We start from the raw sequence: 22,820 nt of genomic DNA, 5'->3' as shown, positions 1-22,820 counted from the left end.
GGTATTTGAAAAGAATTAACGATCAAAGCTTTCATACGATTCAACCTTTTGTTGAACGTCATCTGGTAGATACTGATCGAGTGAAAAATGATCAGCTGGATCTCGACTTGGTTCACCAATCACAGACCCTTCCACTTTTAAGAGAAATTGATTCCGGTACACATCTTTCCCCCGGCTGGCCTCAACCATACCAATCCAAATCCCAGGCACAGAAAGAATCGCTTCAGCTTCATACAAACCGTCTTCTAATCGATGCATAACTTTCGTTAAATGATGCACAGTCTCTGGTCGATCGAGCACTAATGAGACATCTGCATTCTCTATTGATTCATTCGACTCATCTTCTAAAAAAACATGGATATCAATGATTTGTCCAGTTTGGTAAACTTCATTTATCCCAACGACTGTCATCTTCCAATCGGTTATCACGTTCTCATTTTCAACGAACAAAAAACTGACAACAACAACAAACGATCCGATTAAAAAAAATAAGGCCATTACAAATATCCCTATGTTGACACCGCGCAACCTTTCAAGGATCATTTCACTCCCCCCTATCACTCTCAACAGCATCTCCGATATGAAGTGGACCTAAACCTTGACGACAAAAAAAGATGCGTGAGGACTCACGCATCTTTTACTAGTCTTGCTTATAAACAATTTTATACACATCGTGTCTTCGATCGCGAAGTTGATTCACACTACCAGTACGACGATGACGACGTAAAATTTCTAAATCAACATCTCCGACAACGACTGTTTCAATGTTAGGGTTACATTCACCAACCACACCATCACGAGCAAATGAAAAGTCAGATGGACTAAAAATGCCTGATTGAGCATACTGAATATCCATGTTTTCTACATCGGATAAATTTCCAACCGTTCCTGAGAGAACAGTATATACCTGGTTCTCAATCGCACGTGCTTGCGAACAGTAACGTACGCGCAGATACCCTTGGCGGTCATCTGTACAGAAAGGAGTGAAAATAATATTTGCTCCTTTATCTACAGCAATTCTAGCAAGCTCTGGGAATTCAATGTCATAACAAATTTGGATCGCAATTTTACCACAATCGGTATCAAAAACATTGACACGATCGCCACCAGTAATGCCCCAGAATTTACGTTCATTGGGTGTGATGTGAAGCTTGTATTGCTTTTCAATCGTACCATCTCGGCGGAATAAATAAGCAATATTATAAATCTTGCCTTCTTCTTCAACAAAATGAGATCCACCAATAATGTTCACATTGTACTTCACAGCAAGCATGGTGAATAGCTCAATATAATCTTCCGTAAACTCTGTCAAACGACGAATCGCACGACTTGGACTTTTCTCTGGTAAAAATGAGAGAAGCTGTAACGTGAAGATCTCAGGAAATACGGCAAAGTCGGATTGATAGCTTGCTGCAACGTCCGTGTAATACTCACATTGAACTGCAAAATCTTCAAAAGATGAAATTTTCTTCATCTCATACTGAATAGTTGTAATTCGAACAGGGAAAGACGTTTTAAATTGACGCTTTGGACTCTTTGGAAGGTAGTCAATATTATTCCACTCCATCAGTGTCGCATATCGCATGGATGCCTTATCATCTTCTAAATAATTCTGATTAATACGCTTAAGCGTAAACCCGTTCATTACTTGGAAAGTTAAAACCGGATCATAAATATTATGCATCGTCACTTCTTCTACAAATTGACGTGGTGTTAATTCTTTGGCGTGATTATGATAGTTCGGAATACGCCCACCAATGATCATACTTTTTAAGTTTAGCTCACGTGCTAAATCTTTCCTTGCTTCATACAATCGTCTACCAATCTTCATACGGCGATATTCTGGATGAACCATGACTTCAATTCCGTATAGGTTGTATCCTTCTGAGTCATGGTTTGTAATGTATCCATTATCTGTAATCTCATCCCATGTATGTTGATCATCATATTCATCGAAGTTAATAATTAAACTAGAGCATGAGCCGATAATTTCTCCATCATATTCTACACAAAATTGGCCTTCTGGAAAAATATTAATATGACTTTGAAGATGGCCTCTTTCCCAAGGCTCCATATCAGGAAAACATAGTTTTTGCATTTTTATGATCGCATCGAAGTCACGTTCTTCGATGTTACGAATAGTCATTTTTTTCTCAAATTTTGACACATCAATTTCTGACATTCCAATCATCTCCTTTACCCTAACAACCATGAGTTTACCCGTTTTTTGTCGTTTTGAACACTCTTTTGACAATCACTCATGAAAATAGTATCTTAACTTCGTAAAATCACGAAAAAAAACCTGCTACATCGCAGGTCTTTTTAATGAATCATCACTTACTGAAATATGAACATTAATTTCCCCAATTGAACTACCAAGTGGTACCGTTATATAAGGAAAGCTTGAATGAAACTTAGATTCTCCCTCATTAATGACAGGTGGGGTTACGTCGATGATGCAAGCCTCTTTCGAAAGCTCTGTCGCTGTCGTGCCTGCTACCCAGTTTCCGAACTCCTGAACAGCACTCCAGCCCATCTCATCTAATTGATCAATCTGCATGCCGCCCATCATTGCGCTCACAATCTTTAAGGATGTCTCGCTTGAAAAGGTGCAAATAATTTGACCTTTAAGATCTCCCTTAACTCCAAGGATGACAGAGATATCATTTGAAGGAACAGATCCCTTTCCAACTGATGGCTTTAGTGCTTCTACCTCCACCCCTAAATGAGAGGATAATATTCCTTTTGTTGCCCGACAGATAGCGTTGACATGTTGTACATTCAAAACGTAAGACCCCTTTCTAATACTCCGTATGCTTTGTTATCGATTCGACCTTATATGTTGCCTACTTCTTTGATGTCTTGACGCAAGATGTACCATTGTTCTCTTGCCATTTCGACAAGCTTCGGTTCTGTTGCTCGATTCTTATGTTGAATAACTTCACTAAAACAGCGAACCGCATCCGCTGCATATCCAAGTTGTCTTGATAGTTCTGCTATTAAATAGAGAATGCGCATATCCGACATCTGAGTTCCTAGATAATCGCCCTCTTCATAGGAAGCTTTATAACTTTTTAATGCTTGGAACAAGAAACGCTGTTCTTCTTGTTCTTCTTTAATTTCTAGTCCTCTGTATAACCAAGCTAAGCGTAAACACAGACCAGCAACGACAACATGCTTTTCTTTTTTTAAGGAAGCTGAGATCAACCCGAGCTTCATTGTCCGTATCGCATCTGTTCTAGTCCGTTCCCCACCAAAGTCTTGACTCTTCCATTGGCCAAGCTTCTCTCTAATTGCATCAAGAGTTCCCGCTGGAAAATGCGGAGAGAACATTTCTGAAGAAGCGAATCCACAATGCGGGCAGACAGCCACTTCATAATAACTTGGATTTATATCTAGGTCTTTATATTCAGTGTAGTAATCACTATGAATCTTCTCCACTTTGATAAAGCGCGTGCGTAGTTTCTTCGTTGTATATCTGTTCTCACATAACATACAGGTACATTCTTTATCATAATGCGGCGTAATCTCACTCATCGAGAGCCTCACCCTAGTCCAATAGATTTATTTATATTTTAGTACAAAAGATCTTGTTTGTGTTGATTTTTTTTGACCTTTCTATGAAATAGCTACTAAAGTAATGCATTTTTCCCATTTCATCTTTTTGAAAATATTTCACCTTGATAGGAATAGTAACCGCTTGTATTGACATAGAGATGAGAAAGATCGTTTTATTGTTTGTCTATTTTAGGACAAGGAAGCCAACTTAATTGATTGAAGGAAAGTGAGGCTGTGATGATGACAATGAAAAAAAAGGAATGCGTTGCCATGCTCTTAGCGGGTGGAGAAGGAAAACGACTTGGATTATTAACGAAGAAGTTAGCGAAGCCTGCAGTTTATTTTGGCGGGAAATATAGAATTATTGATTTCCCTTTAAGCAACTGCACTAATTCAGGAATTGATACGGTTGGTGTTTTAACTCAATATGAACCCCTCGCGCTCAATGCCCATCTTGGGATCGGCACTCCATGGGGACTAGATCATAGACAAGGTGGACTGACATCCCTTCCCCCATTTGTTGAAAAGGCAGGTGGCTCATGGTATTTAGGAACCGCAGATGCCATATATCAAAATATTGCTTTTATCGAACAATATGAACCAGAATATGTCCTGATCTTATCTGGAGATCATATTTACAAAATGGATTACAACAAGATGCTTCAATACCACAAAGAAAAACAAGCTGATGTAACAATCTCCGTTATTCCTGTGCCTTGGGAGGAAGCGAGTCGATTTGGCATTATGAATACAGATAGTAATCAAGTCATTAATGAATTTGAAGAAAAACCTGATCGACCTAAAAACAATCTTGCCTCGATGGGTGTGTACTTATTTACATGGGCTCACTTAAAGCAGTATTTAATAGACGATGCCAAAAACCTTGATTCTGCTCATGACTTCGGAAAAAATATCATTCCTGCCATGCTAGATGATCAGCGTCGCATGGTTGCCTATCCTTTTAATGATTACTGGCGTGATGTGGGGACAGTTCAGAGCTACTGGGAAGCAAGCATGGACTTACTAGAAACAAACTCGCCATTTTGTTTAAACGAAGATGGATGGAGAATTTATTCAGCTAATCCGAATGAACCGCCCCAATATTTAGCCAAACAAGCACATGTTAATCAATCCTTTATTAACGAAGGTTGTGTGATTTACGGCTCGATCGATCGATCAATTCTCTTCCACGGGGTAAAGGTAGGCACTGACAGTACAATTGAGGGAACGATTTTAATGCCGAATGTCACGATAGGTTCCCGCGTCAAACTAAAGAATGTAATTGTTACTGAAGGAACGACGATTCCTGATGGAGCGAGCATTCTTTCAACTAAAGATGAAATTTTAGTCATCGATCACGAAACAAAATTAGAGGCGTTAACACTGTTAACGTAAGGAGGGTGTTTTTCGATTGGACAAATTAATGGGTGTAATTAATTTAGATGCAGAACAGGACTTATTAGGTGAACTGACTTATTTTCGTTGCGGGGCTGCAGTTCCTTTTGGAGGACGTTATCGGTTAATTGATTTTGTTCTCTCGAATATGGTCCATGCCAATTTGAATGAAATCTCTGTTTTTACAAGAAGAAAATATCGATCTTTAATGGACCATTTAGGTACAGGGAAGGACTGGGAATTGGGTCATTTAAAAGGGGGACTTTTTATTTTACCTCCTGATTGGAATGACCCAACCGACATCTCTAAGGGTGAATTGCAACATTTCCATAATAATCGTGACTTCTTCAACCGTGGTCAAGCTGATCATGTATTAATTACAGGAAGTCAGCATGTATGTACGATTGATTTTAAAAAAGTATTCGACCACCACTTAAAAACAGATGCAGACGTCACGGCTGTCTATCATCCAAATTCAAACTCACTCGGGGCGAATCCCTTTTCAATGAAATTAGAGATTGATGGATATGGACGTGCGACAAGTTTGATGAACGATCCACATAATCCTAATCACTACATGAACATGTTTATTATTAAAAAATCACTCTTGCTTGATGTTGTTGACTCCTGCATATCAAGACATAAATCCTTTCTTTTCGAAGAGGGAATTATGGAACATGCGGATACTCTAAAAATTTCAACGTATGCATATGACGGCTATTTAGCGGTGATTGATTCTTTGGCCTCGTATTATCAACATAGCATGCACTTACTCGATCATAAGAAATTTGAGGGCTTATTTCTCCGCGAAAAACCGCTCTTAACGAAAATTAAAAATGAACCACCTACTGTTTATAAGGAGGGTTCTCATGTCTCTAATTCGTTGCTCGCTAACGGTTGCACGATTGAAGGACAAGTTGAGAACAGTATTTTGTTCCGCGGGGTTAAAGTAGAGCCTGGTGCCGTCATTGAAAATTCGATCATCATGCAGCGCTGTGTTATCTCAAGTGGGACTGTATTACGAAACGTCATTCTTGACAAAGATATTACCTTAACCCCAAATCAAACATTAATTGGAGCGACCGAGCAGCCTTATGTTGTAGCCAAACGAAGAGTGATCTAAACAAAAGGAGTGAATCATCCTATGAATGTTGTCATGGTTGCAACAGAATGCACCCCATTTTTTAAAACAGGAGGGCTTGCAGATGTGCTCGGCTCTCTCCCTCAGGCTATTGCTAAACTCGGACATAAAGTGACGGTCTTCTTACCAAAGTTCCATGCCATGCCTTCTTCTGTTTACGAGCAATTGCAGAGGATGGATACCTTCTCAGTTTCTGTCACATGGCGTAACCAACATTGTGCTGTGCTGTCTTATCAACAAAATGATGTAACCTATTATTTTATTGAAAACGACTACTATTTTGATCGTCAGCCTTTCTACGGTCAAGCTGATGATGCCGAACGATTTATTTTCTTCACTCATGCAGTCCTTGAAGCGATCGAACGATTGGATCTTACACCAGACGTTCTTCACTGTCACGATTGGCAAACAGGTCTCATCCCTGCTTACATCAGAGCTCGTAGTGGTGAGATCGTGCCAAAAACAATTTATACCATTCATAATCTGCGTTATCAAGGGGTGTTTCCACATTCTGTTTTTGACGAGTTGCTTCATCTCGAGAAAGAACATCAGATTGGATTAGATCATAATAATGCTATTAACTTTATGAAAGCGGGCATCGTACACGCGGATTCAATTACAACGGTCAGTCCAACGTATGCCAGAGAGATCCAAGAACGAGCATTTGGAGAAGGGCTCAATTCTTTGCTTTGGATGAGGCGTCATGAAGTAACAGGAATTATTAACGGGTTAGATGACCATATGTACAATCCAGCCACGGACCTCCAGCTCCCTGTTACATATCACCATCAGCCTGAGCGAAAGCGAGAGAACAAAAAACTCTTGCAAGAAAGACTAGGCCTAGATGTTCATGAGCATACTCCACTCCTTTCAATTGTTTCAAGGTTGGTCGAAGAAAAAGGCTTATCCTTAGTCATTGATACCATCGGTGACTTGTTGCAAGCAGAAGATGTCCAACTTGTTGTGCTTGGTTCTGGTGATAAACATTTTGAGGACACGTTTGCTTCACTTGCCCATGAGTACGCTGGGCGTGTCGCTTTTTACAAAGGCTTTAGCGAAGAGCTCGCTAGCTTCATTTATGCGGCATCTGACTTTTTCCTCATGCCTTCACGCTTTGAGCCGTGTGGATTAAGTCAATTGATTGCTCTCCGCTATGAAACCGTACCGATTGTTCGTGAAACAGGCGGTCTAAAAGATACCATTTCTTCTTTTAATGAATTTACAGAAGAAGGAAATGGCTTAAGTTTCACGAATTACAATAAAGACGACTTTTTATATACTGTACGTCGCGGATTATGGTTGTACCGCCAAGAGGATTTATGGAACCAGCTCCAGTCCAACATCTATCAATGCCACTACAACTGGGACACCTCAGCCAAAGCGTACGAGCAAGTCTATCAGAATGTACGAACAAAAGGAGCGTGGGATCAACCCAATGAATAAAGAGATCTTTTCACAGCAGTTTACAGAAAAGCTATTAACCACATTTAGCAAGAAGCCTGAGGAAGCAACAAATAAAGAAGCCTTCCAAGCCATTGCTCTCTTAGTTAAAAAAGAAGTGAATAGTAATTGGCAACGTACGAAACAGATTCACTTAGGAAACGACGAGAAACAAATGTATTATTTTTCAATGGAATTTTTGTTAGGTCGTTTACTTGAGACGAATTTATTAAATCACGGCTGGTATGATGTCTGTTGTGATACGTTAAAAGATTTTAATTTCGAACCGACGGAAGTGTTTTCTGAGGAAGCAGATGCTGGTCTTGGTAACGGTGGACTTGGTCGACTGGCTGCGTGCTTCCTTGACTCTCTCACCTCGTTAAACTTACCAGGTCATGGCATTGGCATCCGCTATAAGTATGGTCTGTTTCAGCAAAAAATGGTGAACGGTCATCAGGTCGAATTGCCTGATTATTGGTTAAAAGATGACTACATGTGGGAGACTAAACGGTCTGAAAAAGCAATTGAAGTCCGATTTGGCGGGCATGTCGAATCGGCAATCATTGATGGAAAGCTCACCTTTACTCACGATGACTATGAGCGAGTGTTGGCCGTACCGTACGATGTGCCGATCGTTGGACATGAGACCGATAATGTCAACACCCTGAGACTATGGAGCGCCGAATCGACAACGAATCCCTTCCACTTTAATTCGGTTCAAGGAAAAGATTACTATCATTACTTAGATTACACGCGTTCAGTTGAAAAAATATCTGAATTCCTTTATCCGGATGATTCATCTTATGAAGGGAAAATTTTACGACTTAAACAACAATTCTTTTTAGTCTCAGCGGGCTTACAAAGCATTTTACAGCAATTCAAAAAGGGAAATCATTCCCTTGTCCAACTCCCAGATAAAATGGCGCTCCAAATTAACGACACACATCCAACGCTCGTCATTCCGGAGTTGATGCGTATTCTGATGGATGAGGAAGGATTATGTTGGGATACGGCTTGGGAATTAACAACAAAAACCGTTGCCTACACAAACCATACAACACTCAGTGAAGCGTTAGAAAAATGGCCAGAACAAATGATTAAAGACCTGCTTCCTCGTCATTATTTAATTATTGAAGAGATTAACGAGCGCTTTTGCCAAGATATTTGGTTTAATCACCCCGAACTTCGTGATCAAATTTCTGACATGGCGATCATCTCCTACGGCCAGATTCATATGGCACATTTAGCAATGGTCGGAAGCTTCAGTATTAATGGTGTCGCCAAACTTCACACCGATATTTTGAAAAATCGTGTGATGAAGCCCTTTTACACATGTTTTCCTGAACGATTTACCAATAAAACAAATGGAATCACACATAGACGTTGGCTCCTCCACGCAAATCCTGGGCTAACAAATTTATTAAATGAAACAATCGGAAAGAGTTGGATTCACGAGCCTAAAGAGCTAATTAATCTATTAAAATATGTTGGAGATGCTGGTGTTCAACATGAACTCGCTCGAGTAAAACTAAAAAATAAGCGACAATTAGCCAATTACATTAACCAAAAGCACGGTATTCTGATCGATGAGACCTCTATCTTTGATGTTCAGATCAAACGACTACACGGTTATAAGCGCCAACTACTGAACGTCTTTCACATTCTCCACCTCTATCAGCTATATAGAGAAAACCCCACGATGAATAACACACCTAGAACCTTTATTTTTGGTGCCAAGGCTGCACCTGGTTACCACTTTGCCAAAAATGTCATTAAATTAATCACAACCGTTGCCAACAAAATTAATAACGACCCTCTAATCAACGACAAATTAAAAGTCGTCTTTCTTGAGAACTATAACGTTAGTCTAGCTGAAAAAATCATTCCAGCAGCTGATGTGAGTGAACAAATTTCGACCGCAAGTAAAGAAGCATCTGGAACGGGAAATATGAAATTGATGATGAACGGCGCGCTCACCATAGGCACACAAGACGGCGCCAATGTAGAGATCGGAGCCGCGGTAGGACCCGATAATATCTTCACATTTGGTCTCACGGCAGATGAAGTGTTTGAATACCAACAGAACAATAAATACCGTGCTCGCGATTATTACAATAGCGACCAACGCTTGCGTAATGTCATTGACCAACTCACCAATCAATCATTCACTCTAGATGACGTAGAGTTTAAAGACATTTATTACTCGCTTCTATTTAACAATGATGAGTATTTTGTCTTAAGGGACTTTGACAGTTACGTAGAAGCACATCAGCTCATTGATCAAACCTATCGCGATCAATCAACTTGGCTGAAAAAAAGCGCAACCAACATTGCCCATTCAGGTAAATTCTCAAGTGATCATACCATTATGGAATATGCCAATGAGATCTGGAATATCAGCTCGACCCAATATTCAAAAAGCTAATAAAAACAAGCTGCGAAAGTATTCACCTGCGCAGCTTGTTTCTTTGTTTCATCGCTCTTTTACTCAACGCTTCTTTCGACCTCAATTCTCTCCTCAAATCTCTTTTTCCGAATCGATTCAACGAGAGACTGAACACTATACATAATCATTGATTTCATAAAGAACAACCCAAACAACTGAGTTCTCGAGATCCGCACTAACGACGAGATCCCTCTTTTCTCCATGAAGTTAAGGCCTGGTCCGACAAAAAAGAGGTGAAAACCTGTATTTAATGCAATATAGGCAAAAAAATTCCCATACGTCATTCTCAACACAAAAAGTGACCCTAAGAAAAACGGCCCCCAGATCAAAGGAATTTCTCCAATTAATCGAGGATGGAGCTTCTTATAAAACCACCACCATGTAAATTTTCTAGCAACCAAACTTTCAAGTGTCACAAAAATCGCCATAAATAAAGTTGCTGGCATATACCGTTTCAATGTTTTTTTACTCATGAGTAGCGTACCAAGCAGTGACAGGAATATGATAGCAATAGAAATCAATTTGTAATTCTTCACCTTATCGACACCTTCTTATTTACCAAAAAATGAGTTCGTATAAGGTTAGCATTTACCAAAACATCGAGAATAAACACATTTATTTGTAGAACGATAAAGAAAACGTTTAATTAATGTCCTCGAACTTTCACTCCAAGTTCAGGGTCATCGGTAAATATTCCCGCACATCCCCACGTCTTGTACATCTCTAACACATTTTCCTCGTTTACTGTATAAGGTCTAATCTGTATGCCTTGATTGATTAATTTTTTGGCTTCTTGTTCAAGGAGATAGTTGGATTTAAAGTGATACCCAGTTACTCCAAGCTGTTTAATATAATGTTCAGGTTCAAATAGGGCAGCGGTGACGATAACAGCCGTTTCAATACCTGGTGCCACCCTCTGCAACTTAGATATAAGCACATGGTCAAATGAAGAAAGAATAACAGAAGACTCTAGCTGATATTCTTTGATCAGAGGGATTACCGTTTTTATCATTTGTTCTCGTTGATGAACGCTTTCTTTTAACTCAATATTCAACATGACGTGTTTATCTGTTGCCCAAATAAGCACTTCTTCCAGGGTTGGAATTCGTTCTTCTCTAAAATTGGGAGCAAACCATTCGCCTGCATCTAACCTCTTTAATTCTTCAATACAATGTTTAGATACTAATCCCCTTCCAGACGTCGTTCGATCAAGCGTAGCATCATGAATCACGATTGGTACTAAATCCTGACTAAGTTGAACATCGAATTCGATACCGTCTGCGCCAACTTCATACGCTGCTTCAAAAGCAGCCATTGTATTTTCAGGATGATTAACAGATGAACCACGATGGGCAAAGATTTTAGTGATACTCATTTCAGCCACTCCTTTTCCAAATGATGATCTTCTTTTATTATAGTAAATTTCATCCTATCCATTCGATGTTGAAAGGAAATTCACAAAAAAAATCAGCCTCTCCATTTAACAATGAAGAAAGCTGATTCATTTCTACTCTGATCTTTAGTTACGTTCTCTTTTTCTCGGTAGCACGCTTGTCAGCCGCTTGCATACGCTTCATCGCTTCTTGATCCGCGGCATCTGCTACTTCTTGAGAAAATTCTATGTCATCATATTGACCATGGTTTTGTTTTTGATTTTTTTTCATTCATCCTACCTCCTCTGGCATGCTTAATTCGACTACTCCAAATAGTATGACCAAGCACCAAGCAAAATTATGCATGAAGTGTTAACCAAAGAAAAGAAATCCAAATACACCAAACATCAATGTAGAAACTACAACAATCGCAAACCCGACTAATGTTTCATAAGGAAGAAGCTTCATACGCTCCTTCATATCCATGCCTACACTCGCTCTTGTAATATGAAAAAACGTCCCGTGTGGCAAGTGATCTAACACAGTCGCTCCTGCATGAACCATTGCAGCACCTGCCAACGCATGAATTCCCAGCTCTAAAATAGTCGGAGCGAAGACATTCCCAGCAACAGCAGTCGCTGCCGCTGTTGAACCTGTCGCTGCAGACATGGTAATACCAGCAATTGGTGCTAAAAAGTATGCAGGTAAGCTCAGCGCATCAATTCCAATTAAAATTTGATCAATCAATGCAGAGTGCGCAATAATTCCAGCAAGTGTCCCCGTTCCTAGAAGGAGAATCGCTACTCCAGCCATTTTCTCAAGGCCTGAGGTTATGTATTGATTTAAATGTTTCGCTCTGCCCATCACAATAGCACCGACTATCCCACCAATCGGCAAGGCAAATAAAGGGTCGACTTGAATACCAGCGAGTGGCTGCAACAACAATAACGCAATAGCCACAGCTGGAGCGGAAAGAGATTTCGCTAAACTAGGAGCGTCACCTTTTACGTCATTTGGCAATTCACTTTCATCGACAGCTGCCCCTACATTGCGTAATTTCCGAGCAATGGCAAAAGTCATCATTAATCCCGCGACTGCTGGGACTACTCCAACCAACATCACAGAAGTTAATGGAACTTGAAAGGCTTCAGCTGCAGCAATCGTGTTAGGATTAGGAGAAATAATATTTCCTGCTTTTCCCCCTCCAGAAATCGCCAACAGCACAGCCATCTTTGATAAATTAGCTCTCTTAGCAATCGACAGCGCAATCGGTGCAACCGTCAAGACGGCTACGCCAATAAATACACCAACACCGGTTAAGACCATGGTGGCACCAGCTACGGCTAGTAATGCTTTTGTTTCACCTAGTTTGTACAAAATTGATTCTGCAATTGTCTTTGCTGCACCTGACTCGATTAATACCCCCGCCAAAACGCCAGCTGCAAGCACTCGTAAAATAACGCCTGCCATGCCCTCTGCTCCACCAACCATCAAGCCGACGGTTTCTATAATCGTTGCTCCACCAATGATTCCTCCCACAACAGCACCTGTCATCATTGCATAGGCTGGTGCAACACGAATTAAAATTAACCCAATCGTCACAACGAGAGCAAGAATAGTCCCTAGTGACGTTAACTGTATATCCACTATGTATCACCTATCTCTATCTAATAATAGTAGTATCATACTTCTTTTTTTAATAGAAAACTAGTTATGTACGGTTATCTATCAATTCTGTGGAAGACAGACACAATCATTGCTAGAATGACTAGAACCTTGCCTGCTAGAGATTTTTTTGATTCTACTTGACAAATGCGGAATATTTTCGGAATATTAATACTATTATTGCAATTAAAAGGAGGGATTTGGATGGAAGAAGAAAGTCGATTAATTCAGACCATCAATGAGATCAGTGGGTTTGTGTGGGGTCCACCCCTTTTAATCTTATTAGTTGGTACAGGTATTTATCTTACGTTTCGTCTAGCATTTTTACAGTTCTCAACTCTGCCTTATGCCCTAAAGCTTGCATTTAGTCGTAAGCAAGACAAAAAATCTGAAGGGGATATTTCACATTTCCAATCTTTAATGACTGCTCTAGCTGCAACGGTAGGTACTGGTAACATTGCTGGGGTTGCAACCGCCGTTGTCATTGGGGGACCTGGTGCTGTCTTCTGGATGTGGCTATCCGCTATTTTCGGGATGGCAACTAAGTATGCAGAGGCTATCTTAGCCGTCAAATATCGTGAAAAAGATAAGAATGGACAAATGGCTGGGGGCCCGATGTATTACCTTGAAAAAGGGTTAGGCCAGAAATGGCTCGGTGTTACCTTTGCCGTACTAGCTGCGATCGCTGCCTTTGGTATTGGAAATACCGTTCAATCTAACTCTGTTGCTGCCGTCATTGAGAGCAACTGGGGGATCAACCCTTGGATTACAGGAATATTGCTTGCAATCTTTACTGGTTTAGTCTTATTAGGTGGCATTCGTAGTATTGGGAAAGCCGTAGCATTTATCGTTCCGTTAATGGCTTTATTTTATGTAGGTGCTGGTCTTATTTTAATTATAAGCAATCTATCTTTGGTACCAAGTGCTGTTGCATTAATCTTCTCTGATGCCTTCACAGGTCAAGCCGTTGCTGGTGGAGCTATTGGTGTCGTTATTCAATACGGGGTAGCTCGAGGAGTATTTTCCAATGAAGCAGGTTTAGGTTCGGCACCAATCGCCGCTGCTGCTGCTAGAACAGATTATCCCGGACGTCAGGCTCTTGTATCGATGACTCAAGTGTTTATTGATACGATCATCATTTGTTCGATTACAGGGATTGCTCTTGTAATGGGGAACTTATATACAGGCGGAGAAACTGGAGCTGCATTAACATCTGCAACCTTTGAGTACTTCTTAGGGCCAATCGGTGCGATTGTTGTTGCGGTAGGGTTAGTCTTCTTTGCTTACTCTACCATTTTAGGATGGTCTTACTACGGGGAGAAATGTTTCTATTACCTTTTCAAATCACAAACATCAATTATTGTGTACCGTGTATTATTCGTTGTAGCGGTTGCACTAGGAGCAGGCGCAAGCCTTGATGTCGTATGGGGCGTTGCCGACATCATGAATGGCCTCATGGCAGTACCTAACTTAATCGGTCTACTCGGCCTATCCGGCGTCGTCGTCGCAGAAACACACCGCTTCCTCAAACAAATGAGAACAGAAAAAGCCGAAGCAAAAGCAAGACAAAGCGCCTAATTACACATTCACTTTCCTGATCCATTTAGACAGAACTAGTGATTTTCACGTAAGCTCTTCATAATCAGCTTGAAACAAAAAATGCTCGGAGTTTTCCGAGCGTTTTTTGTACTTTCTGCACGTGTCCTCATAAACACATTTAATTAAGTGTTATCCTCTCGACTATTCCTATGCTCTCTACCTTTTTCCTTCAACGGTAAACTAAATTCAAATGTTGTCCCTTCTCCTACGACTGACTGTACAGATATCGTTCCGCCATGGGCTTCTATTATTCTTTTTGAGATAGCTAAACCTAGACCTGATCCACCAGAGTGTCTAGAGCGCGATTTGTCGCCACGATAGAATTGATTAAAGATAAACGGAAGATCCTCTGTATGAATGCCTGGCCCATTATCTGCGACGCTTACGTAGAACAAATGATCTCCTTCAATAAGTGAAATCTTCAGCGTATTCCCACCGTAACGAATGGCGTTCTCAAATAAATTTGTCATCACTTGCTGCAGACGATTAGGATCGATGTAGAGCTTCACTTTGGGAATCAGCTCACTTACTTGTAAGGTGACGCCTTGTTTTCTCACTTCAAATTGAGCCTCATCAATGACCATATCAAAAAAAGCCTGGCTATTTATCCATTGCTTATCCATCGTTAATTGATCGAGTTCAAGCTTAGAGTAATCAAACAAGTCTTCGATTAGATAGTCTAGTTGATTGGTTTTTGCACTTATGACCTTCAAATACTTTTCTTTCATTTCTTCGTTTTGAATGATACCATCTTGCAATCCTTCTACATACCCTTTTATAGAAGAAAGAGGTGTTCGTAAATCATGAGAAATTCCAGCAATTAACTCTTTTCTCGACTTTTCATACTGGGCTTTCTTTTCGTCTGATTTTTTCATATGATCCCTCATCAGATTAAACCCATCAATGAAGCGACCAATCTCATCATTACGATTGTACTGAATCGTATAGTCTAAATTCCCAATTCGCATCTCTTCTGAAGCTATATAGATTTCTTTTAGTGGTTGGAGGATGGTGCGTGACAAGTACCAAATCCACCCTACAATCAGAGCTACTAAAACAAACAATCCTGTGCCAATACTAATAAGTAGGTACTTAATGATTTCATTAAAAAAAGTGAACGGTGCGACGTCTGATGAATTAGAGATCACTTCTACTTCTACAAGCTCACCATTTTCTGCTGCGACTTGGAGATGAAAGGGATGGAATTGAAAATTCTTGTTTCCCTCTTCTGTATGCCAATCTCTTGAATCAAAGAGTAGCTCACCTGATACGGAATTGATCTGAACATCCATCTCATATTCTTCTAATAGTGGGTGCATCGTCGCATATACATCAGGTAGCGACTCTTCTTCAAAGGAAAGATTAGTGATTTCCTCACGCAATTTGGAAAACAACAAATCAATCTCTTCCTCTTGCCTTGCCTCGGATTTTTCAAGGTTACTTGAATAAAGAAACATCATCACAACAACAATGAAGATGGGGATGAGGATAATTGATAGAAAGGCGAAAAAAAGTCTAGCTTTTAGCCCAATCATCGACTTTGTTCTCCATCAAATTTATACCCTATCCCCCACACTGTTTTAATGTATTTCGGCTTTGATGGGTCTACTTCAATTTTTTCTCTAAGTTTTCTGATATAAACATTCAAAGAATTGAAGTCTCCAATATGATCATATCCCCAGACTTTCTCAAACAAGTGCTCTTTTGAAAACACTTGCCCGCGGTGCTTCGCAAGAAAATAAAGAAGCTTAAACTCTCTTGCTGACATTTGCACTTCTTCATTTCTGACCATCACTTTAAATTCTTTCTCATCAATCGATAGCTCACATATTTTCAGCACCGCTTCTTCGGTAGAGGGAGATGAAAAATGTTTATAACGTCTAAGTTGGGCTTTAATTCTCGCCACTAATTCTCCAGGGCTAAATGGTTTGGTTATGTAATCATCCGCACCGATGCCCAGACCAATTATTTTATCTGTTTCGCTTTGCTTTGCACTCATCATCACGATTGGAACCGTCGAGGCAGCGCGAATTTGTCTACATACTTCAACCCCCTCAACTTTAGGAAGCATCAAATCGAGAACAACTAATACCGGATTCTCTTTGAAAAATTGACGTAACCCCTCCTCGCCGTCCTCAGCGATCAACACGCTAAAACCTTCTAGTACGAGATAATCACGCACTAACTCTCCAATTTCTTTTTCATCTTCGACAATTAAGATCACATCTTCACCCATCGAACCCCGCCTATCTTTTCGCATTCTATAAAAATGTCCCTACTACTTATTGCTTTTTATTGGTATCTACATCACAAAAACTAGAAGAGGCTGGGACATAACTAAAGTGTTTAGCTCTGGATACGAACGAAGCGCTAATTTAGCGGATGAAATATACGTAGACTTCTGGCGGGTATTAGCATAGGTGAGACACTGAAGTGCGAAGCACGAAGGGGCTCACCAGCTTCCTCGCGAGTGCGAAGTATATTTCAGGAGCGGTTTATAAAAGCTAAAACCGAAATGTTCGGAATTCCGTAAGTTAAAATACTTTTGTCCCAGCCTCCTCAACTTCTTCATTATACTGCAACATCTCTTTTTCGAAAAATGAGCCAGGACATCGCTGAAATGATGATAAAGTAAATCAATAACATTATGACTGAAAATGACATAGTCATGCCTTCTATTAATGGAGTGCCATCGACATACTGTTTTAAGTCTGTGTTTGCAAATAGTACATATTTAACCCAATCGTACTGACCGAGAAGTTGCACGATCTGTGGCCCTGTAAACATAAGGAATAATGACAGACCAATCGCAAGAGAACTACTACGGAAGACGGTTGAGATCATGAAAGCTACAGTCACCATCATAATCAAGTCAATGCTTCTAAAACCAAATAAACTCACAATATAAAACACCATATTTTTTTCAATTACTTCACCATTTTGATAAGCGAGAAATGGCGTATCAACGCTGCTATACCCAAAAAATATGACACCCACGATAAACGATGCACCAAATAATAGCATTAATAAAAAGAGCGCAAATAGTAACGTCGTAATATATTTTGATAAAAGAATCTTAGACCGCCTGACAGGGCGAATAAGTAATAGTTTAATGGTTCCCGTCGTAAATTCACTCGCCACAATTCCTGCTGCCACAACAATGGTGAACAGTGACACGACTCCAGTAAATGTTGTGGCATCAATCATAAACCCCCATAATGAATCGGATGACTCGGGAGAGAGATCATGTGTTAGTCGATACTCATTAATAGCGACTTGTTGTGTAATGTACTGCTTTCCCGCTGACATCATCGGATGATTCGAGATTGACTCCTGCATTTGTGCATTTTCTGTTTCAAGCTGCACTCGCCAGTCCTCGCTAACCTCTGAAGGAAAAACAAACTTAGTCATGATCCCAACTATAAGCACGATACTTAAAAGCAAACCAACCATCACCCATGTGCCTAGACGTTTATAAATCTTCACATATTCATTTTGTAGTAAGCGAAAGAATAATCCCACTTAGATCCCCTCCGTCATTTCTAAGAATTTATCTTCTAGCGTTTTTTGTTCTATCGTTATGTTGTAAATGTCGAAGCCATGCTCCACGAGCTCTTTCACAATGCTCGGAGTCTCCACGCGACTACATTTAACCTCCACTATATCCCCAGTTAAGTTCCATTCAACATCTAAGAGAACGTCATTCATAGTCTGTCCTAGATCCTCTCTTGGCCTTACTTCAATTTTCACTATATGCCGTGCCTCACTATGAACAAAGTCTTGAACAGTTTCTACACTCCGTAGGTTCCCTTCTTGAATAATGCCGATTCTGTCACAAAGAAGCTGCATCTCAGAAAGAAGATGACTAGAAACAAATACAGCCATACCTTCTTCGTGAGCAATTCTTCTAATATATTGTCTAATCTCTCGAATCCCAGCCGGGTCTAATCCGTTCGTTGGTTCATCTAATATAAGAAGCGATGGTGCATGTAGCAGAGCTTGTGCAATGCCTAGTCGTTGCCTCATCCCAAGGGAATAACCTTGAACCTTCTCATTAATCCGACCGCTTAAGCCGACAAGTTCAATTAACTCCTGCATTCGTTCCTTCGTTGCGGGAGTTGGTAACATTCGACTGTAATGCACTAAGTTGTCATACCCTGAAAGAAATTTGTACATTTCAGGATTTTCAATAATTCCCCCGACGTGAATAATTGCCTTCTCAAACTCCTTTTCCACATCATGACCTTTAATCAAGATCTGACCTTCTGTTTGTTTCATTAAGCCAACGAGCATACGAATCATCGTTGTTTTCCCCGCACCATTAGGACCAAGAAATCCAAATACTTCTCCTGGATAAATATTTAATGAAATACCCTTAATAATATCTTTTTTTCCAATTCGTTTTTTCACATCTATTAATTGTGCCACTGGCTTTTTTTTCATGTTAAAAGCAGCCCCCTTCGTTCACCTGAGACCATTGTGACAGGGAAAGCTTAATCCGGTCTTATCAAGTTCTTAAAAGAATCTTAAAGTTGCAATCTGAATAAAAAGAAAATTATGATAAAATATAAGTATTAGCGGAGGAGGATCTTACATGAAGACATCAGATGTTATCCCTTTTTATGGTGGGCATTATCCTGAATTGTTTGAAATCGAAAGACGATGTATGGATCGAGGCGGGAAAGTCATTACCACGTTAGACCAACAACTACCAGATGGCTTCACCCTTGATATAGGAGCAGGAAACGGATTTACAGCGGAACGATTAACAACACCTAACAGAACCATTGTAGGGTTAGAGCCCGATGAATTAATGATAGATCTGAAAAAGAAGATCATCTGGTCGAAGGGCGTCGCACAATCGATACCGTTTCATTCCAACACGTTTGATGCGGCTTATGCCACTTGGGCTTTCTTCTTTGATGGTGTCGTTGATCTTGAGAAAGGTTTAACTGAAATAGAGCGTGTCGTAAAAAATGGCGGACAGATGATCATCGTAGATAATTACGGAGAAGACGAATTCTGTTCCTATACAGAAAATGAGATTGCAAGCCATACTGAAAACTGGGTCAAGCGAGGATTTGACTATCAGGTGATTCATACGAGCTTCGCATTTGACTCTATTGATGAAGCGAGGAAGCTATTAACCTTTTACTTTGGTGATGGCGCAAAATCAATTGATCGGACTGAGATTGAATACAAAGTCGTGATGTATACGAAGAAGAATGTTAAATAAATTGGTAGGGGAACGTTCATCGTTCCCAACTCATCTATTTCATCTCTACAGTAAAATTTCCTACACATTCGCCTCCCCAATAAAACTCCAACACATCGCCATGTTGAATCGGTCCTACTCCTTCGGGTGTGCCTGTGTAAATAAGGTCGCCATATCCTAGACCAAAAACATCCTGACATTCTTCGATAATCGCTTGAAAATCAAACATCATGTCTTTGGTCGCACCTTCTTGGACGACCTCGCCATTTTTCATTAAAGAAAACGGTATCTCCTTACATGCTTCTGCCCCCGGAAATGGGAATGTTTTCGTCGTGATAGCTGCATTTTTAAAGCCTTTTGCTCTTAGCCATGGCTGTCCCTTTCCTTTTAACTCTAACTGTAGATCACGTAGCGTAAAATCAATGCCTAATGAGATTTCACTCACAACATCCTCTACTCGATCTCCCTTTTGAACGTCTCGGTCAATATGTAAGATAATTTCTAATTCATGATGAATCTCGCCTCGATCACTCGGAAAAGTTACTTCTTCACCACGTGCCATGGTTAACGAATGAGTCGGCTTTGAAAATAATATCGGTGTATCTGGCACCTCATTTCCTAATTCTACGGCATGCTTAGCATAGTTACGGCCAATACAAAGTATGTTTTTCACATCTCTCATATTAAATTCCTCCCTCTTCTACTGTATTTATTTTATTTGATAATTACGAATAATAAAAGTGATTTTCTACTAAAAAAAGCACACAGTGTCTAGAAACACTGTGCGCTTCCTCTTCTTATATTCCAGCTGATCGTTGCAATCGCTTAACAATTTCATCAAAGTCTTCTTTGGAAATCCCAGGAGCGAATTCTTCAGGTATTTCTTCTAGATCTGGCATCGGCGCACCTGCTGGGGCTCCCTTAATAACTTCTAACTGACCACCTTGCAACGGATGCTCACCTTTCCATATCTTATTAATATCTTGATAATCGGTTTCACTGAATGTGTAGAGCTTTCGGTGTACTCCTTCGGCTTCAAACTTTCTCGTCGTTTCAAACGCAGCATTATCCAAGTTTGGAATCGGCAACATCTTTGTCACATCAACACCTGTTGCGATCTCAAGCGCTCTCGCATAAGCAATTACATGTACCCCGCCTCGCACGAGTAAATAGCCAATCATTTCTCGTGCTACTGGATTACTTGTCATTTCGTACACTCTCATCTTATGTGTTCTCGCTCCACACTCTAAGAAGAAGTTATGCAAAAGATCTAATATTAAATTTCCACTATTAAAGACATGGTCGCCTCGCCACGGAGCTCCCATTGAATCCATCGGACGTGACGTTTGTGCAGTATCAATAAAATGATACGTATTTCGTTTATCCGTTGCCGCTCTCATCGGTGCAATGTTTGGGTCACCTGGAAATGTCGTTCCTTCAATCATTAAATTAATTGTTGTCGATACAAGTTCGACATGCCCTAATTCCTCAGCCGTAATACTAGCGACTAAGTCAAAGAAAGGCTTAAGCTTTTTTTTGTTACGGAAGTTAAACGATTGAAATAAGTAATTGTTTAACGTCGACATCTCACCAAATTTACCGCCAAGAAGTTCTTGAACAGCGGCTGCAGCATTGGCATCAGGTGCTTTAGGCTTCGGTAGTTCAATAGCTAATCGGTTATATCGTGTAAACATAACAACCCCTCCTATTCTACAAATCATTACTCTTTAAGTAGTATGAAGGGGATTGTTTGTCTTATGACTTGTTAATATTGAACAACTTTAGATGACCAATACGTTCCATCGCTGTCTTTATGATGGCTACATCCGCTAGCAATCCAATGCGAACATAGCCTTCTCCATATTCACCAAATCCATTTCCTGGAGCCACAACTACTCTCGCTTTTTCGAGTAAAAGATCCGAAAACGACTCCGATGTATACCCTTTTGGAACAGGAAACCAAGCAAAGAATGAACCACGTGGTGCCTCGACTTTCCAACCAATCTTTGTAGCTGATTCCACCAATACTTGCCGTCTTGATTCATAGAGCTCAACCAGATCTGTAACACATTGTTGATCTGAGAGAAGTGCATGAGCAGCTGCTTCTTGAATGCCACCAAATATACTGCAAAATAAGTGATCTTGAAGCTCCTCCACGGCTTTTACCACACTTTTATTCCCTACTACAAACCCAACACGCCACCCTGCCATATTGTACGTTTTCGATAAGGTCATGACTTCCACTCCGACGTCTTTCGCACCTTTTATTTGAAGAAAGCTAAGTGGTTTCTTCCCATCAAAACCAATCGCTCCATAGGCAAAATCATGTACAATGCAGAGATCGTGCGACTCACCGAGTGCAATCGCATCTTGAAAGAGACCAGGTGTAGCTACTGCACCGGTCGGGTTATTCGGGTAATTTAAGAACATTAATTTTGACCGTTTCAATGTCGACTCATCAATAGCCTTTAGATTCGGATGAAAGTCTAGCTCTCTTTGAAGAGGCATCGTGTACATACTCGCTCCAGCCAGTTCGACCCCAGACCAATAATCAGGGTAACCAGGGTCCGGCACTAAAGCAATATCTTCTGGATTTAGTAAGCATTGACTCAGTTCGACAAGCCCTGTTTTCGCACCCGCAAGGATCGCTATTTCGCTCGTTGGATCAACCTCAACACCGTATTCACGTAAATAGTACTCCGCTACTGCTTCCTTTAGAAACTGATGTCCGGCAAATGGTGCATACTTATGATGCACGGGATTACTCGCTGCTTCTTGTAACGTTTCAACTATATGCTTTGGCGTTGGTTGATCTGGGTTCCCTTGTCCTAAATTAATCACATCATTATGGATTTTGTTGGCTTCAGTTACCTTATTTACTAATTTGGCAAAAAATTGATTAGGTAATCGTTTCAATGCCTCAGATCGTTCAAATGTCTTCATGACTATCACCTCAATATTCATTATCGTTTTCAAATAAAAAAAGAG

The 22,820-nt window shown here is 40.3% G+C and carries 21 protein-coding genes; 6 read left to right on the top strand and 15 right to left on the bottom strand.

The window, feature by feature from the left end:
- Window positions 1-15: 15 nt before the first annotated feature.
- The 4 genes from CDZ88_RS01595 to CDZ88_RS01580 form a co-directional block, all read right to left on the bottom strand.
- Window positions 16-543, bottom strand: coding sequence for a FixH family protein (locus CDZ88_RS01595; RefSeq protein ID WP_157796431.1), 528 nt, complete (start codon window positions 541-543; stop codon window positions 16-18).
- A gap of 97 nt (window positions 544-640) precedes the next feature.
- The gene (locus CDZ88_RS01590) at window positions 641-2,182 is read right to left on the bottom strand and encodes a bifunctional GNAT family N-acetyltransferase/carbon-nitrogen hydrolase family protein (RefSeq protein WP_100371874.1); all 1,542 of its coding nucleotides are present in this window, start codon (window positions 2,180-2,182) and stop codon (window positions 641-643) included.
- A gap of 123 nt (window positions 2,183-2,305) precedes the next feature.
- Window positions 2,306-2,785 (bottom strand): chemotaxis protein CheX, encoded by a 480-nt coding sequence (locus tag CDZ88_RS01585; RefSeq protein WP_100371873.1) that lies wholly within the window; start codon window positions 2,783-2,785, stop codon window positions 2,306-2,308.
- Window positions 2,786-2,835: 50 nt separating this feature from the next.
- A complete protein-coding gene (locus CDZ88_RS01580; RefSeq protein ID WP_100371872.1) occupies window positions 2,836-3,537 on the bottom strand; it encodes a DUF2225 domain-containing protein in 702 nt (233 codons plus the stop codon).
- Window positions 3,538-3,804: 267 nt separating this feature from the next.
- On the opposite strand from CDZ88_RS01580, the gene CDZ88_RS01575 reads away from it, so the two are divergent.
- From CDZ88_RS01575 to CDZ88_RS01560, 4 genes are read left to right on the top strand one after another with little or no spacing between them, the layout of a single operon-like run.
- Window positions 3,805-4,953: a glucose-1-phosphate adenylyltransferase gene (locus CDZ88_RS01575; RefSeq protein WP_100374560.1), complete on the top strand. Its 1,149-nt coding sequence runs from the start codon at window positions 3,805-3,807 to the stop codon at window positions 4,951-4,953.
- Between the two features lie 16 nt (window positions 4,954-4,969).
- A complete protein-coding gene (gene glgD / locus CDZ88_RS01570; RefSeq protein WP_100371871.1) occupies window positions 4,970-6,076 on the top strand; it encodes a glucose-1-phosphate adenylyltransferase subunit GlgD in 1,107 nt (368 codons plus the stop codon).
- A 21-nt stretch (window positions 6,077-6,097) separates the two neighbouring features.
- Entirely contained in the window at window positions 6,098-7,537 is a 1,440-nt protein-coding gene (gene glgA, locus CDZ88_RS01565) for a glycogen synthase GlgA (protein WP_100371870.1), read from the top strand.
- On the top strand, window positions 7,530-9,959 hold the full coding sequence (locus tag CDZ88_RS01560) for a glycogen/starch/alpha-glucan phosphorylase (RefSeq protein ID WP_100371869.1): 2,430 nt from the start codon (window positions 7,530-7,532) through the stop codon (window positions 9,957-9,959). The genes glgA and CDZ88_RS01560 overlap by 8 nt, the downstream gene beginning before the upstream one ends.
- 59 nt (window positions 9,960-10,018) lie before the next feature.
- Here the strand turns inward: CDZ88_RS01560 and CDZ88_RS01555 are convergent, their stop codons facing one another.
- The 4 genes from CDZ88_RS01555 to CDZ88_RS01540 form a co-directional block, all read right to left on the bottom strand.
- Window positions 10,019-10,516: a hypothetical protein gene (locus CDZ88_RS01555; protein ID WP_100371868.1), complete on the bottom strand. Its 498-nt coding sequence runs from the start codon at window positions 10,514-10,516 to the stop codon at window positions 10,019-10,021.
- A gap of 110 nt (window positions 10,517-10,626) precedes the next feature.
- Window positions 10,627-11,355: a glycerophosphodiester phosphodiesterase gene (locus tag CDZ88_RS01550; protein ID WP_100371867.1), complete on the bottom strand. Its 729-nt coding sequence runs from the start codon at window positions 11,353-11,355 to the stop codon at window positions 10,627-10,629.
- A 148-nt stretch (window positions 11,356-11,503) separates the two neighbouring features.
- Entirely contained in the window at window positions 11,504-11,644 is a 141-nt protein-coding gene (locus CDZ88_RS01545) for a YfhD family protein (protein WP_100371866.1), read from the bottom strand.
- Window positions 11,645-11,725: 81 nt separating this feature from the next.
- On the bottom strand, window positions 11,726-13,000 hold the full coding sequence (locus CDZ88_RS01540; RefSeq protein ID WP_100371865.1) for a GntP family permease: 1,275 nt from the start codon (window positions 12,998-13,000) through the stop codon (window positions 11,726-11,728).
- 222 nt (window positions 13,001-13,222) lie between these two features.
- Here CDZ88_RS01540 and CDZ88_RS01535 point away from each other — a divergent pair, with 222 nt between their 5' ends.
- Window positions 13,223-14,596, top strand: coding sequence for an alanine/glycine:cation symporter family protein (locus tag CDZ88_RS01535; RefSeq protein WP_100371864.1), 1,374 nt, complete (start codon window positions 13,223-13,225; stop codon window positions 14,594-14,596).
- Window positions 14,597-14,739: 143 nt separating this feature from the next.
- On the opposite strand, the gene CDZ88_RS01530 is transcribed toward CDZ88_RS01535, so the two are convergent.
- The 4 genes from CDZ88_RS01530 to CDZ88_RS01515 form a co-directional block, all read right to left on the bottom strand.
- Complete coding sequence (locus CDZ88_RS01530; RefSeq protein ID WP_100371863.1) at window positions 14,740-16,152, bottom strand: sensor histidine kinase; 1,413 nt, start codon at window positions 16,150-16,152, stop codon at window positions 14,740-14,742.
- Window positions 16,149-16,853 carry a response regulator transcription factor gene (locus CDZ88_RS01525; protein ID WP_100371862.1) on the bottom strand — a complete coding sequence of 235 codons (705 nt, stop codon included), beginning with the start codon at window positions 16,851-16,853 and terminating at the stop codon, window positions 16,149-16,151. Before CDZ88_RS01525 ends, CDZ88_RS01530 begins: the two co-directional genes overlap by 4 nt.
- Window positions 16,854-17,188: 335 nt before the next feature.
- The gene (locus tag CDZ88_RS01520) at window positions 17,189-18,139 is read right to left on the bottom strand and encodes an ABC transporter permease (RefSeq protein ID WP_232718518.1); all 951 of its coding nucleotides are present in this window, start codon (window positions 18,137-18,139) and stop codon (window positions 17,189-17,191) included.
- Complete coding sequence (locus tag CDZ88_RS01515) at window positions 18,140-19,060, bottom strand: ABC transporter ATP-binding protein (RefSeq protein ID WP_100371861.1); 921 nt, start codon at window positions 19,058-19,060, stop codon at window positions 18,140-18,142.
- A gap of 151 nt (window positions 19,061-19,211) precedes the next feature.
- Here CDZ88_RS01515 and CDZ88_RS01510 point away from each other — a divergent pair, with 151 nt between their 5' ends.
- A complete protein-coding gene (locus CDZ88_RS01510; RefSeq protein WP_100371860.1) occupies window positions 19,212-19,853 on the top strand; it encodes a class I SAM-dependent methyltransferase in 642 nt (213 codons plus the stop codon).
- A gap of 34 nt (window positions 19,854-19,887) precedes the next feature.
- Here the strand turns inward: CDZ88_RS01510 and CDZ88_RS01505 are convergent, their stop codons facing one another.
- The 3 genes from CDZ88_RS01505 to CDZ88_RS01495 all read right to left on the bottom strand — a co-directional run bounded on the left by CDZ88_RS01505 (window position 19,888) and on the right by CDZ88_RS01495 (window position 22,775).
- Window positions 19,888-20,514 (bottom strand): fumarylacetoacetate hydrolase family protein, encoded by a 627-nt coding sequence (locus CDZ88_RS01505; protein WP_100371859.1) that lies wholly within the window; start codon window positions 20,512-20,514, stop codon window positions 19,888-19,890.
- Between the two features lie 115 nt (window positions 20,515-20,629).
- Entirely contained in the window at window positions 20,630-21,526 is an 897-nt protein-coding gene (locus tag CDZ88_RS01500) for a manganese catalase family protein (RefSeq protein ID WP_100371858.1), read from the bottom strand.
- 61 nt (window positions 21,527-21,587) lie between these two features.
- A complete protein-coding gene (locus CDZ88_RS01495) occupies window positions 21,588-22,775 on the bottom strand; it encodes a pyridoxal phosphate-dependent aminotransferase (RefSeq protein ID WP_100371857.1) in 1,188 nt (395 codons plus the stop codon).
- Window positions 22,776-22,820 lie beyond the last annotated feature (45 nt).

Source organism: Bacillus sp. FJAT-45037, assembly GCF_002797325.1.
Classification (GTDB): Bacteria; Bacillota; Bacilli; order Bacillales; family Bacillaceae_D; genus Alkalihalophilus.
The sequence above is the reverse complement of the archived record's forward strand: the minus strand, read 5'-3'. Positions and strand labels throughout refer to the sequence as shown.